Genomic DNA, 12,509 nt, shown 5'->3' on the forward strand with positions numbered 1-12,509 from the left:
ACCCCGACCGGACGGGACAGCGACCGAGCGGCCCCGCAGCCGCCGCAGGTTGGGACGGGAATCGGCCGGCATAGCTCCAGATGTGCAGCCGTGGGAAGCTCCACCGCCGCCCTGTCCCGGCCATCGTTTAACACCAGGAGACCTGCGCCAAGAGCGCTACGCGTCGCTACGCGATGGCCTTCGGCCACTCTTGACACAGGTCTCCTGGAGCTAAGCGCAGCAGGGACGAGGGGACGGGGGAGGTGTGGTCGGCAATGCGCGGGGTGCCGTTTGCGGCCGTTGACTCCGCGCACGCAACGCCTGCGGTGGCGCAGTCGGTTCCCCGTGGTAGACGTCGTGCCCTCCTGACACCTGCGAAGATGTCCGGTATCCAACCGGAAGGAGCCGCTGTGGTCACTGGTCGCGAGGACCTGAACAAGGGCATCGCTGACGCGGCGCTGGATGTGCGTGCAGGCCTGGTGGCAACAGCGGCCAGTCTTGCGATGGGAGCCGGGCCTGTTCCGGCGACGATCATCGGAGCGAGCGGCCCTGCACTCAAGCTCACCCACCGAGTTTTGGAGCGTGCTCGACAGCGACGAGAAGACCGAGCCGCGCGGACAGTGGAGCAGGCGGCAGAGATCCTCGACGTTGGGATCGAGATTCTCGAAGAGCGGGCGAGCAGTTACGACGATCGGCTAGAGCTGTTGGCCCGTGTTCTTGAGGCCGCAGCGCGCACGCCGGTGGAGAAAAAGATCACCGCTCTAGCCCAGGTCCTTGCTGAGGGCTTGCGTGACGGCGGTTCGGTTGATGAGGCACTCGTGATCGCTGCCGCACTTACGGATGTGGAGGCCCCCCACGTCTTTGTTCTGCATCACCTTGCCGTCCAGCCTCTACCGCCAGAGGATCAGTGGGAACAGACAGGAGGTGTGACTCCGCGCGGTTGGAATCGCGCCCAGCTCAAGAAGGCGGTCCCTGAGGTGTCGCCGATCTTGGACGGTCTTCTCGCGGTGTTGGAGGGACATGGACTTGTTCGGACTCAAGCCGACTCGACCTACGACGGGCTTTTGGCGCTCACTCAATACGCCATCACGCCACTTGGGCGTCGATGCTTGTTCTTGTTCGGGGAGGATCTGCCGTCGACCGACCGGTCTGACGATGAAGCCGATCCACGCTGAAGGAGCGCAGTTGACCTGCCAAGCGAGAGTTCGCTGAAGAGGCCGGAACGTCTCGCTTATGACCGCAACGCTGACCGCAACGACCGCTACAACCACCACGCCTGAGCACCGAGGTAGAAGGCCTGCGAGCTGGGCGAACACGGCGGAGAGGTGACCCGCTCGTTGCTGGCAGTGTGAGGGTCAGGGGTTCGAGTCCCCTCAGCTCCACGTAATGCAAAAGCCCGTCACCCGGAACCACAGGGTGACGGGCTTTTGTGCTGCATGGACCCTTTGTGACGCAGCGGCTACCACGTCCAGCATCGAGCACTTGTCGATCTGACGCTTGCCATTCACGGTGTGGGAGAGAGGGACAGGCGTCATCCGGCCGGTTCCGCTGCGGCACGATCGGCAGCCTCTTCGGACAGTGGTGTGGGATGCCGGTCAACCGGAGTCGGGAATCGGTCGTCCACTTGGCCGTGCAACGAGACAAAAGTGTCGACTTCGGCCGGTTCGGTGCTCGTCAACCTCGTGCGGGATCGGTGGCGGCTGACACCGTTGTCGACCGTCACAGAGCCGGGCCGTCGCTCGTCTGCGGGAGCTGCTGGGCGAGAAGATCACGAAGAACGCTCATGGTTTCCGGCATCGATTTGCTCGACGACGTGCGGACGGTGCTGCGTGCCGAGGTTGCGAGGGTGACTGCCGATCCTGTGCCGGGGTTCCGTCGGTGGCCGGACGGTCGTGAACCTCAGCCGCTCGGCGGCCGGGGACGTCTTCGTCGACCATCGTGCGCGACCGAGATGTAGGTCGACGCGGTCACCTTCCTGCCGCTGCGGTGGCACTGGGCCGGGGGTCGGTGTTCGACGTGACGTGGTTGCCGCCCACCCCCGAGAACGTTGCGCAGCTCGAGACGAAGATCCCGGACGGATTCGCCGAACTGCCATAGCGCGTCCGGCAGCACATTCAGCCCCGATCACCGAGTGGTGCGCTTTTCGGCGCGCGGAATTGTGTTGGTCGCCAATGGAGATTCGATGTGATGGTCGACTAAGCGACTTCTTTGCTGCCTCAAGTGGAATGATTCACTCGATCGTGTGACACCCGGCGTGTTTTGCGGGGATGAGCGGATAGGAAGTAACGACCTCGGGTGCCCTTTCGATGTGGGTGAGTGCACGATTGGGTGAGCAGTTTGCCCGGTACCCGCTCTGTAGTATCGAATTAACTCGGAGTGACTTCTGATACGCGATCATCGAGCTGCATTCGACGTTCTCGCGTCCGCGTTGACGCAATGTCAGGTGGATCGGGTGACCGGGGCATTGCGCATTGCCGGCAATGCGGGCGGGCTGTTCCACCTGCGCGATGGTGCGGTGATCGCGATCGACAGCCCCGGCTCGCCCGGAGCGGAGACGCTGCTGGTGGGCTCCGGCCGGATCGGCGCGCAGGACTGGGCCGCGGCGCTGGCGGACAGCGTCGCGGCGGGGTCCCTGCAGGCGGCGCTCGCCGCCCGCGGTCTGCTGCGTCCGGTCGAGGCGCGGGCACTCGCCCTGGCCTTGGTCCAGGACGGTGCTTTCGCCGTCGCCGCAGGTGAAGTGGAGGAACACGACGTCGTCGACGACCTCGGCGACGTGCCGCTGCTGCCTGTGGCCGGTGGTGTCGAGGTCGGCCTGCTGTTGTCGGAGACAGCGCGCCGGCTGGACGCGGTCGCGTCGCTCGCGGTGCCGGTGGAGCCCTACCGGGACCGGGTGGTGCCCGGCCGCGAGGTGGCCGGGCCGGCCGCGGAACGGCGGGAGGTCGTCTTGCACGCCACCGGGCGGCGCACCGTGCGGGACATCGCGTTCGCGGTGGGCCGGAGCCTTTATCCGGTCACCGTGGAGATTTCCCGGATGCTCGGCGGGGGAGTGCTGGAGATCGCCTCGCCGGTCGCGTCGTTCAGCTTTTCGCACGGTGGCCTGGCCGCGCTGCGCAGCCGTGCGGAACTGGCGGATGCGGGACGCCCCGGCTGACCCGCCCCGCCTTTCCTGAGCAGGAAGGAAGAGTATTGGACTACGACGCCCTGGTCGCCGAGCTGCGGCAACTCCGGGAGAACGTCGCCGGAGTGACCGACACGGTAATAGCCGCGTCCGACGGGATCCCGATCATTTCCGACGTGGCGAAGAGCGTGGACCCCGCGCACATCTCGGCGCTCGCCGCCGCCGATCTCGGCATCGCGCGCCAGGCCGCGGAGGTGATGGGGCTGGGAACGCTCAGCCAGACCGTGGTGTTCGGCAGCAAGGGCTACATGGCCGTGTACGCGATCGGCCGGTTGTCGTTGATGGTCGCGCTGGGGGACAAGGGGCTGAACCTCGGGCGCCTGCTGCACGAGTCCCGGCCCGCGATCGAACGGATCGGGTCGATCCTGACGCCTTAGCGCACCGGTCGCCGAACAAAGGAATGGTCGCAGCAGATGTCCATCCTTGGTTCATTGCTCTCGTCGATGACGTCTTTGTGGGGACGTGTCCGTATCCGGCCGGGGCAGGAGCAATCCGCCGTCTCGCCCCGGCCACCCGTAGACATAGGGAAGTGGAATCTCATGAACATCGATACCGCGCTCAAAGAGGCCATGTCGATCAACGGCGCCGTCGGCGTCGCGCTCGTCGACTACGACAGCGGCATGTCCCTCGGTCACGTGGGGGGCGGCGACTGGCTCAACCTGGAGATCGCGGCGGCCGGGAACACCGAGGTCGTGCGGTCGAAGCTCCGGGTCATGCAGACGCTCGGGCTGACCGACACCATCGAGGACATCCTGATCACGCTGCACCGCCAGTACCACCTCATCCGGCTGATGAGCGGGGTGAAGTCCCGGGGGTCGCTCTTCCTGTACCTGGTGCTGGAGCGCGACGTCGCGAACCTCGCGCTGGCCCGCCACCAGCTCAAGCGGATCGAAACCGACCTGCAGGTGTGATCGGGGCCGCCGGGCCGGGTGCCGTCCGCGGACGCGCCCGGCCCGAGGCGTGGCCGGAGGACGAACGAGGAACGGGGAAATGCGCACTCTCCACGTCGGGCTGCGGGTGGACGACCTCGACCGGTCGCTCGCGTTCTACCGGGCCGTCGGGTACGAGGTCGTCGGCGCCGTGCCGGAGACGCCGATCGGGCACCTGGCCATGCTCAAGCTCCCCGGCGACGAGTTCGTCAGCGTCGAGCTCGTGCACGACGGCGGACCGGTCGACCTCGGCACCGGACTGAGCCACCTCGTCGTGCAGGTCGAGTCCATGGCCGCCGTCCTCGCCGTCCTGGCCCGCCACGGGATCGAGCCCGTCGGCCAGGGGGTGGACGGCGAGGCCGGGTTCGCCACGAGGTTCGTCACCGACCCCGACGGCCGCCGGATCGAGCTGGTCCAGTGGCCGGCGGGGCACGCCGCCGGTCTCAGCGCCGCCGACTGGGCAGGGCCGGCGGACTGAGGCCGCGGGCCGTCCTGGCCGGCGGGGACACCGCCGGCCAGGAGGCCGTCAGTCCGGCGGTAGAGCCTCCGCGCGCGGTCGCGCGGGCCGGTGCGCGCAGGCCGGAGGTAGTGTCGTCCGGTGGGAAAGATCGTCCGCATCGGCGTGTTCTACGACGGCACCTGGTTCGCGTACCTCAGCGACTTCTACGCGACCGCGCACCGCAGGGCCGCGCGCGTGTCGCTGGACGGCCTGCACGACGCGGTGCGCTGGTACGTCCACCACGAGACCGGGCAGCCGCTGGACGAGTGCGTGGTCGCCGAGGCGCACTACGCGCGGGGGCGCATCGAGACGCCGGCCGTGTCGTTCGACGCGGCGCTCAGCGCCGCCGGGATCGTCCGCCACGACCTGCCCCTCGTGGGCGGCAAGGAGAAGGGCGTCGACGTCCACCTCGCGCTGGAGGCGTGGGACCGGGCGGTGTCGGTACCGCTCGACTGGGTCGTGCTGCTGACCGGGGACGCCGACTTCGCGCCGCTCGTGACGCGGCTGACCGCGCGCGGCGTGCACGTGGTCGTGCCGGTCGTCGACGTGCGGATCGTCGACAAGCCGCCCGCCTGGACCCCGCGGACCGCGGCGCCGCTGCGGGCGGCCACGCCGTTCACGCCGGGGTTCGACTCGCTCTTCGACCCCGCCGACCGGGCGGACTACCCGCTGCGGCGCGCCTTCGTGCGGTCCGCCGAGGCCGTCGCGTCACCGGTGGGTGCGCCGCGCGGGCGTCGCCGCGGGACGGTCGCGAGCTGGAAGTCGGGGCAGGCGCACGGGTTCATCACCGACACGCGCGGCGGTTCCTGGTTCGTCTCCCGCGACGACCTCCCGCAGGGGCTGACGCTGCTGCTGGCGGGCACACCCGTGTCGTTCACGGGATCGCCCGTCCCGTCGGCGGGGCGGAAGTACCCGAGGGCGCAGGCCGTGCGGCTGGACGACTTCCGCCGCGGCTGACCCGCCCGGTCAGGACCGCGGGTCATCCGGCACGGCCGGTTTCGCCGGGCGATCCGCGCGAGAACACGCCTCCGATGCGGTGCACGTGCCGCAAAACATGACCTGATCGAGTGACACAGGGTGAGGACGCCGTCGCTGTTGGGTCAGAATCGGCTGTTCACGACGTAGGGCGGGGTCACTTGGCACAGCACGCGATCAGCGTCCAGGAATGCATGAGGCTGCTGCTGCGGCGCGGTTTCCAGCGCAGCGTCGTGCGCGACCGGATGACGTCCGTCAACGCCGTCATGTTCCGGCGGGTGTGGAAGGGCACCAACGAGACCGTGCTCGCCTACTCCGAGTCGGAGGCGCTGGCCTACCGGGTCCGGCACGCCGACATCGACCCGGCGGACCCGTTCGTCGTCGACCCCGACCACGCCCTGTGGCAGCGCGGCGGCGAGTTCCTCGACGTCGCGGGGGAGCTGCTGCAGCTCCCCCCGGCACCGGAGCACTCCCGGCTCTGAGCCCGGCGGGCTCAGCCGGTCAGGAACTGCTCCGGGCGCAGCGCCCTGCCGGTGATGCGCGTGTCGCCGATCGAGCCGTAGAAGCCCTGGCCGTACCGCAGGTCGAACCCGGTCGCGCCGATCACGAACGGCTTGCCCTGGGTCGTGATGCCCCGGGACTCCTCCGCGGCGTTGCGCGCGATCCTGGCGCCGTCGACGTACATCGTGGTGCGCCGCCCGTCGTTGACGACCGCGACGTGCGTCCACCGGCCGACGGGGATCGCGTGGCTCCACGAGGTGGGGTCGGCGTCGCCGGGCACGGGGTAGACCACGAACTGCAGGAACCGCTCGCCGGACACGTTCAGGCTGCACGTCGGCTCGGCGTCGGACCAGCCGCTGTGCTTGCCCGCGTCACCGGCGCGGCCCTCCCAGCTCAGCACGCCCATCCACGCGTGGTCGCCGGCGAACGGGCTGGGCAGCTTCAGGAACGTCTCGATGGTGTAGCCGGACTCGAACTTCGCGGTCGTGATCGGCGCCGACGCCGACGAACGCAGGACAGCGCCCCGGTCGGGTTCCTTGCCGCCGCCGAACAGCAGGCTGGCGTGCGCGGGCTGGCGGTCGTCGTGGTCGCGCGACCAGGTCAGCAGGTCCGGCGCGCTCGCGTGCAGGTGCTCGACGGTCAGGTCGTTGCCCTTGCCGGTGAGGTCGCGGACTACCGTGCCCGGCGCGACGGGACCCTCCACAGCGGACGGCAGGCCCTCGGCGTCGAAACGCCAGTACGCCACCGTGTCCCTGGTCAGCACGGCACGCGCGGGGCGGGGCGCGGACGCCGGCAGCGGGAAGCGGGCGCCGAAGTCGATCTCGACGGTGAACCGGTCGAGGTCGCCGCTCAGCTCGGCGGTCTCGGCCTGCGGCAGGGTGTCGCGCCGGGTCAGCAGCCACGGCGAGAACGTCTCGACGTCGATCACGTTGCGCGCGAGGTCGAACGAGTAGAACCGGACCATGCCCGCGCCGCCGTAGTAGCGCTCCTGGTAGTTCGTGATGTGCAGGTGCACGGGGTTGCCGGCGTCGTTCGTCAGCGTCGTGCGCCCGGACGGCCAGTAGTGGCCGTTGAGGGTGAGGAAGATCTGGTCGTTGCGGCGGATCAGCCGCTCCCAGAGGAACTGTCCGTGAGCGGACAGCGCGGCCTGCGGGCTGCCACCGACGAGGTCGTGCGTGGTCAGGATCGCCGGCAGGCCCCGGTGCCGGTCCAGCACGTCCTGCGCCCACCGGACGCCCTGCTCCGACACGCGCCAGTCGAGCGCGAGCAGCAGCCATTCGCGGCCGCCCGCCTTGATCACGTGGAAGGTGTTGTAGCCGCCGGGGGACGCGCCGCCGAACGTCTTCACGCGCTGGAACCGGTCCGGCCCGAACGTCCGCGAGTACGGCGTGGGGCCGCGCTGGTCGTCGGTGCCGCCCGGCACGTCGTGGTTGCCCGCCAGCACGCTGTACGGGAGCTGTCCGCCGATCACGTCGAACACCGCGTCCGCGGTGCGCATCTCCTGCTCGGTGCCGTGCTCGGTCACGTCGCCGAGGTGCGCCAGGAAGACGATGTTCGCCTCGCGCCGCCGCCGCACGAGCGAGCGCAGGGCCTCCTTGACCGGTTCGGGGTCCGAGCCGCCCTCGTCGAGCAGGTACTGGGTGTCCGGCAGGACCGCGATCGTGAACCGCTGGTCGCCGGTGCCGCGCTGCGGGGTGGCCCCGGCGGTACCGGTGCTCCCCGCGAGCGCGGCGGTGGCGGGCGCGGCGAACGCGGCCTGCAGCAGCGTGCGGCGCCCGATCTTCGACTGTTCGGCCATGCGGGCAGCATGTCCGGCCCCGCCGGGCCGGAGGTTGACGGGAACGGGAACACGCGCTGAACAGTGCGAGAGCGCTCTCAACCCTGGCGGCGCACCCGCTCCGGCCGAGCAGTCCCGGCAGGTGGGCCGCGGTGTCCCCGGGCCTCAGTCGTTCAGCGCGGCGACCACCGGACACCGTTCCCGGACACCGTTCGCGGCGACGTCGAGCAACGCCAGCCGCACGCGTTCGAGGTCGTGCACCCGCTGCTCGATCTCGGCGACCTTGCCGGTGATCACGTCACCCAGGTCGGCCGGCTCGGAGGAGAAGGCGAGGATCTGCCCGACCTCGGTGAGGGTGAAGCCGAGCTGTTGCGCGCGGCGGATGAACTTCAAGCGCCGCAACGCTTCCCGGTCGTAGTAGCGGTAGCCGCCGTGCGTGCGGGTGGCCGGGACGACGAGGCCGCGGCGCTCGTAGAACCGCACGGTGCTGATGCCCACCCCGGCGGCGCGGGCCAGTTCGGATATGCGCACCACGGCAACCTACCTCCGCACCAGCGCGCGCAGCTGGACCGCGCCCCAGAGCAGTTCCAGCACCAGGAACACGACGAGGGCCTTCGTCTGCCCGTTCAGCAGCGCCCAGGCGAACCACAGGCTGAACAGCGCCCGGCCGGCCGTGTCGAGGGCGATCAGCACCGGTTCGGGGCGGTACCAGCGGGCGATCGACCACATCACCACCACCGTGCCGAACAGTGTCGCGAACAGCAGGGTGGGCATGGACCTGTTGACTCCCAACAGGTCCATCACCAGTCCGGCCGTCCACGGCGTCACGAACGCGATGCTCGCCACGAAGTCGTACAGCGCACCCGCTCTGCCCCACCGGCGCACGGCGGTCCGATCACTCGTCATGGCGGCCACGATGGACCCTGCACCACGGTGCAGGGTCAAGCTGACATTTGTCACCCGGACCTGGTGACTGCGCTTCACTACTGCCGTCCGGCGCGTTCGACCAGGCTCAACGGCATGGAAAACGTGCTCGAAGTGCGCGGCGCACGGCACAACTACGGTGCCACGCGGGCGTTGGACGGGGTCGACCTCGACGTCGGCGCGGGGGAGTGCGTGGCGTTGCTCGGGCCGAACGGCGCGGGCAAGACCACGCTGGTGAACATGGTGATCGGGCTGCTCCCGGCGGGGGAGGGCGTGGTCCGGATCTGCGGTGGCGACCCGCGCGTCGCGGCGACCCGCCGGCGGCTGGGGGTCGTGCAGCAGTCGCTCGGCTTCCCCAACACGCTCAAGGTGGGCGAGCTCGTCACCGGGGCGGCCGTGCGGGCGGGGGTCGCGAGGTCGGCGGCCGGGCCGGTGATGGCCGAGCTCGACCTGACAGACCTGGCGGGACGGCGCGCGTCGAAGCTCTCCGGCGGGCAGAAGCAGCGGCTGCAGCTCGCGATGGCGCTGGTGGCCGACCCGCGGCTGCTGGTGCTCGACGAACCGACCGCGGGCCTGGACCTGCCGGTCCGCCGGAGGTTCTGGCAGCTGCTCGCGGAACGGCGCGAGCGCGGCACCGGCGTGCTGATCACCACGCACCTCGTCGAGGAGTCGTCGGCCGTCGCCGACCGCGTGGTGGTCCTCGACGGCGGGCTCGTGCGGGCCGGTGGCACGCCGGACGAGCTGGTGGCGCGGCTGCCCGACCGCACGGTGATCGCGCGGACGGCGCTGGGCCGCGACCGGCTCAAGGCGTTGCCCGGGGTGGTGTCGGTGCGCGTCGAGGGCGAGCACGTGCACCTCGGCACCCGCGCGCCGGAGGCGTTGCTGCGGGTGTGGCTCGCGCAGGACCCCGGACTGGCTGACCTGCGGGTCGAGAGCGCCGGGCTGGAAGAGGCAGTGGCCGGTCTGATGGAGAGGGGTGCCGCGTGAAGGTCTTCGGTGTGGAGCTGACGGACGAGCTGAGGGGTATCGTCCGCGAGCCGGCCGCGCTGTTCTTCTCGGTCATCATGCCGGTGGCGTTCTTCGCGCTCTTCGTGTCGCTGTTCGGGAAGTTCGGCAGCGGCGGGGTGTCGGCGGGGACCACGATGCTCGCGACGTTCGGGGCGTTCGGCGCGATCTCGGTGGTGCTGATGAACCCCGGCATCGGCGTCGCCTCCGACCGGGAACGCGGCTGGCTGCGGGCGAAGCAGGTGTCGGCCGTGCCGATCGGGGTGACACTCGCGGCGAAGGTCGTGGCGGCGCTGCCCTACGCGCTGGGCGTGCTGCTGGCGATGACGGCGACGGCGGCGCTGACCGGTGCCCTGGACGCGCCACTGCCCACCGTCCTGCGGGTGCTCGCCGTGCTGGTGCTCGGCGCGCTGCCGTTCGCGTTGCTCAGCCTCGCGATCGGGTTCCAGGTGGGGACGGGGGCCGCGGCGGCCGTGCTGAACGCGATCCTGCTCCCGTCGGCCGTCCTGTCCGGACTGTGGATGCCGCTCGAGATCATGCCGGCGTTCTTCGCCGACGTCGCCCGGTTCCTGCCGACCTACCACCTGGGCCGGCTCGCGCTCGCGCAGCTGACCGGCGGACCCGTCCTGACGCACGTGCTCGTGCTGCTGGGCACGGCGATCGTGGCCTCGGCGCTGGCCGCGGTGTCGTATCGTCATGCGCGGTCATGAAAAAAGTCACTGGGATCTCCCGCTGGTTCCACCTGCTCTACCTGGGGAACCTGTTGTGGTCGCCGGTCTTCGACCCCGGCAGCGACTGGGTGGACTGGGCGCTCGTCGCGGTCGTGGTCGTGGTCTTCGTGCCGCTCTACGTGCTGTCGTGGCACCGGCCGGAGCTCGTCCGCTGGTGGTGCCTGGTGCCGACGGTGGTGCTCGGCGCCCTGGTGACGCCGTTCAACACCGGTGCCGCGGTGCTCTTCGTCTACGCGGGGGCGCTCGCCGGTCTGGTGGAGTCGCGGCGCGTGGCGATGCGGTGGTTCGTCGGCCTGTCGGCGCTGATCTGCGTGTTCGCCGTCGTGTCGGCCGTGCCGATGCCGTACCGGCTGTGGGGGCTGCTGCCGTCGCTGATCTTCCTGTGGCTGGTGGGCATCCTGCAGGTCGAGTGGTCGGAACGGGAGCGCGACGCGGCCGACGTGCGCATCCGCACCGCCCGCGTCGAGCACCTGGCGACCCTCGCCGAACGCGAGCGCATCGCCCGCGACCTGCACGACCTGCTGGGCCACACGCTGACGGCGATCATCGTGCGCGCCCAGCTGGTGGCGGCGGACCCGGCGCGGGCACCGGCGGAGGCGGCCGAGATCGAGGGCGCGGCACGGGCGGCGCTGGGGGAGATCCGGGCCGCCGTGTCCGGCTGGCGCAGCGCGAGTCTCGAAACCGAGCTGGAGGCGGCGCGGACGGCGCTGACCTCGCTGGGCGTCGAGGTGGTCGTGCGGCGCGACGACGGCGTGACGATCGTGGGGTCGACCGAGCACGAGCTGGCCCTGGCGCTGCGGGAGGCGGTCACGAACGTGGCGCGGCACGCGTCCGCCTCGGCCTGCCGCATCGTCGTCGAGGCGCGGGACGGGGAGCTGCGGCTGGTCGTCGCCGACGACGGGGTCGGCAGCCGCGGGCCGGAGGGGAACGGGTTGACGGGCATGCGGGAACGGATCGCGGCGCTTGGCGGCGTGGTGCGGCGGACGGGGTCGGCCGGGACGACGGTGACGATCGCGGTGCCGCTGGAGGTGGCCACGTGATCCGGGTCGTGCTCGCCGAGGACCAGGCGATGGTGCGCGGCGCCTTTGCCCAGCTCCTCGACCTGCAGCCCGACGTCACGGTCGTCGCGACCGCGGGCGACGGCGACGAGGCCCTCGCGGCCGTCGCCGAGCACCGCCCCGACGTGCTGCTCACCGACATCGAGATGCCCGGCAAGACCGGTCTCGACGTCGCGCAGGAGCTCGGCGGCCGGGGCGGCGCCACGCGCGTCCTGATCATCACGACCTTCGCCCGCAGCGGCTACCTGCGCCGCGCGATGGACGCGGGGGTGGCGGGGTACGTGCTCAAGGACGCGCCGATCGCCGACCTGGTCTCGGCGCTGCGGCGGGTGCACGCCGGCGAACGGGTCGTGGCGCCCGAGCTCGCCATGGCCGCCTGGGACAGCGCCGACCCGCTCACACCCCGCGAACGCGAGCTGTTGCGCGAGGTCACGACGGGTGCGAGCAACGCCGACATCGCGGTGCGGCTCAACCTCGCCGAGGGCACCGTCCGCAACTACCTGTCGACGGCGATGGCGAAGCTGGGCGCGCGCAACCGGTCCGAGGCGGCCAACACCGCGCGGGACCGCGGCTGGCTCTAGGCGGTCACGCGGCGGGCGGCCCGGCGCCGGGCGAGCGCCGGCAGGAACCACATCCAGACGCCCGTTCCCATGAGGACGAACAGCGGCAGCAGCGGCACGTAGGACACCCACACCGCCGAGCTGTCCACGGTCAGCGCGACCGCCGTGAACACGACCGTGGCCGTGAACACCATGCTCACCACGCGGTGGAACCGCCGGATCCCCTTGCTGCCGCTCATCTTCCGTCCTCCTGTCGTCCTGGTGACGGGGACCACGGTAGGAGCGGGGAGGCGGGCGGTGCTTCTCGATTCCTGACCGGTCCTGCGCGGCCGCGCAGGATGACTCAAAATCTTTCGACGCGAGTTGTCGATTCCCGGCATCTCCCGTTCGACG

At 70.7% G+C, this 12,509-nt stretch carries 15 protein-coding genes; 11 read left to right on the plus strand and 4 right to left on the minus strand.

Annotated elements, in window-relative coordinates:
• Positions 1-389: 389 nt before the first annotated feature.
• From ACFWGZ_RS20410 to ACFWGZ_RS20440, 7 genes are all read left to right on the plus strand, one after another.
• Positions 390-1,154 (plus strand): hypothetical protein, encoded by a 765-nt coding sequence (locus ACFWGZ_RS20410; RefSeq protein ID WP_382453112.1) that lies wholly within the window; start codon positions 390-392, stop codon positions 1,152-1,154.
• Positions 1,155-2,431: 1,277 nt separating this feature from the next.
• Complete coding sequence (locus ACFWGZ_RS20415) at positions 2,432-3,130, plus strand: hypothetical protein (protein ID WP_382453113.1); 699 nt, start codon at positions 2,432-2,434, stop codon at positions 3,128-3,130.
• Between the two features lie 35 nt (positions 3,131-3,165).
• Entirely contained in the window at positions 3,166-3,534 is a 369-nt protein-coding gene (locus tag ACFWGZ_RS20420; protein ID WP_382453114.1) for a roadblock/LC7 domain-containing protein, read from the plus strand.
• Between the two features lie 162 nt (positions 3,535-3,696).
• Positions 3,697-4,068, plus strand: a complete 372-nt coding sequence (locus ACFWGZ_RS20425; RefSeq protein WP_382453115.1) for a hypothetical protein — start codon at positions 3,697-3,699, stop codon at positions 4,066-4,068.
• Between the two features lie 79 nt (positions 4,069-4,147).
• Complete coding sequence (locus ACFWGZ_RS20430; protein WP_382453116.1) at positions 4,148-4,564, plus strand: VOC family protein; 417 nt, start codon at positions 4,148-4,150, stop codon at positions 4,562-4,564.
• Positions 4,565-4,684: 120 nt separating this feature from the next.
• Entirely contained in the window at positions 4,685-5,542 is an 858-nt protein-coding gene (locus ACFWGZ_RS20435) for an NYN domain-containing protein (RefSeq protein WP_382453117.1), read from the plus strand.
• A gap of 212 nt (positions 5,543-5,754) precedes the next feature.
• The gene (locus ACFWGZ_RS20440) at positions 5,755-6,042 is read left to right on the plus strand and encodes a hypothetical protein (protein WP_382453118.1); all 288 of its coding nucleotides are present in this window, start codon (positions 5,755-5,757) and stop codon (positions 6,040-6,042) included.
• 11 nt (positions 6,043-6,053) lie between these two features.
• On the opposite strand, the gene ACFWGZ_RS20445 is transcribed toward ACFWGZ_RS20440, so the two are convergent.
• The 3 genes from ACFWGZ_RS20445 to ACFWGZ_RS20455 all read right to left on the minus strand — a co-directional run bounded on the left by ACFWGZ_RS20445 (position 6,054) and on the right by ACFWGZ_RS20455 (position 8,744).
• Positions 6,054-7,859 carry a LamG-like jellyroll fold domain-containing protein gene (locus ACFWGZ_RS20445; RefSeq protein WP_382453119.1) on the minus strand — a complete coding sequence of 602 codons (1,806 nt, stop codon included), beginning with the start codon at positions 7,857-7,859 and terminating at the stop codon, positions 6,054-6,056.
• A 144-nt stretch (positions 7,860-8,003) separates the two neighbouring features.
• Positions 8,004-8,369: a MerR family transcriptional regulator gene (locus ACFWGZ_RS20450; RefSeq protein ID WP_382453120.1), complete on the minus strand. Its 366-nt coding sequence runs from the start codon at positions 8,367-8,369 to the stop codon at positions 8,004-8,006.
• Positions 8,370-8,378: 9 nt separating this feature from the next.
• Positions 8,379-8,744 (minus strand): hypothetical protein, encoded by a 366-nt coding sequence (locus tag ACFWGZ_RS20455; protein ID WP_382453121.1) that lies wholly within the window; start codon positions 8,742-8,744, stop codon positions 8,379-8,381.
• Positions 8,745-8,858: 114 nt separating this feature from the next.
• Here ACFWGZ_RS20455 and ACFWGZ_RS20460 point away from each other — a divergent pair, with 114 nt between their 5' ends.
• The 4 genes from ACFWGZ_RS20460 to ACFWGZ_RS20475 are packed head-to-tail and all read left to right on the plus strand — an operon-like array spanning position 8,859 to position 12,137.
• On the plus strand, positions 8,859-9,749 hold the full coding sequence (locus ACFWGZ_RS20460) for an ABC transporter ATP-binding protein (RefSeq protein WP_382453122.1): 891 nt from the start codon (positions 8,859-8,861) through the stop codon (positions 9,747-9,749).
• Positions 9,746-10,477 (plus strand): ABC transporter permease, encoded by a 732-nt coding sequence (locus tag ACFWGZ_RS20465; protein WP_382453123.1) that lies wholly within the window; start codon positions 9,746-9,748, stop codon positions 10,475-10,477. The genes ACFWGZ_RS20460 and ACFWGZ_RS20465 overlap by 4 nt, the downstream gene beginning before the upstream one ends.
• Positions 10,474-11,538, plus strand: a complete 1,065-nt coding sequence (locus tag ACFWGZ_RS20470; RefSeq protein WP_382453124.1) for a sensor histidine kinase — start codon at positions 10,474-10,476, stop codon at positions 11,536-11,538. The genes ACFWGZ_RS20465 and ACFWGZ_RS20470 overlap by 4 nt, the downstream gene beginning before the upstream one ends.
• A complete protein-coding gene (locus ACFWGZ_RS20475; protein ID WP_382453125.1) occupies positions 11,535-12,137 on the plus strand; it encodes a response regulator transcription factor in 603 nt (200 codons plus the stop codon). The genes ACFWGZ_RS20470 and ACFWGZ_RS20475 overlap by 4 nt, the downstream gene beginning before the upstream one ends.
• Here ACFWGZ_RS20475 and ACFWGZ_RS20480 read toward each other — a convergent pair.
• Positions 12,134-12,355, minus strand: coding sequence for a hypothetical protein (locus ACFWGZ_RS20480; RefSeq protein WP_382453126.1), 222 nt, complete (start codon positions 12,353-12,355; stop codon positions 12,134-12,136). The genes ACFWGZ_RS20475 and ACFWGZ_RS20480 overlap by 4 nt on opposite strands.
• Positions 12,356-12,509 lie beyond the last annotated feature (154 nt).

It is taken from the genome of Lentzea sp. NPDC060358 (assembly GCF_042725365.1).
In the GTDB taxonomy this organism is placed as follows: Bacteria; Actinomycetota; Actinomycetes; order Mycobacteriales; family Pseudonocardiaceae; genus Lentzea.

Coding starts and splice junctions, on each gene's coding strand:
- ACFWGZ_RS20460 (WP_382453122.1), top strand. CDS start 8,859: ATGGAAAACGTGCTCGAAGTGCGCGGCGCACGGCACAACTACGGTGCC.
- ACFWGZ_RS20440 (WP_382453118.1), top strand. CDS start 5,755: ATGAGGCTGCTGCTGCGGCGCGGTTTCCAGCGCAGCGTCGTGCGCGAC.
- ACFWGZ_RS20470 (WP_382453124.1), top strand. CDS start 10,474: ATGAAAAAAGTCACTGGGATCTCCCGCTGGTTCCACCTGCTCTACCTG.
- ACFWGZ_RS20480 (WP_382453126.1), bottom strand. CDS start 12,355: ATGAGCGGCAGCAAGGGGATCCGGCGGTTCCACCGCGTGGTGAGCATG.
- ACFWGZ_RS20430 (WP_382453116.1), top strand. CDS start 4,148: ATGCGCACTCTCCACGTCGGGCTGCGGGTGGACGACCTCGACCGGTCG.
- ACFWGZ_RS20455 (WP_382453121.1), bottom strand. CDS start 8,744: ATGACGAGTGATCGGACCGCCGTGCGCCGGTGGGGCAGAGCGGGTGCG.
- ACFWGZ_RS20425 (WP_382453115.1), top strand. CDS start 3,697: ATGAACATCGATACCGCGCTCAAAGAGGCCATGTCGATCAACGGCGCC.
- ACFWGZ_RS20445 (WP_382453119.1), bottom strand. CDS start 7,859: ATGGCCGAACAGTCGAAGATCGGGCGCCGCACGCTGCTGCAGGCCGCG.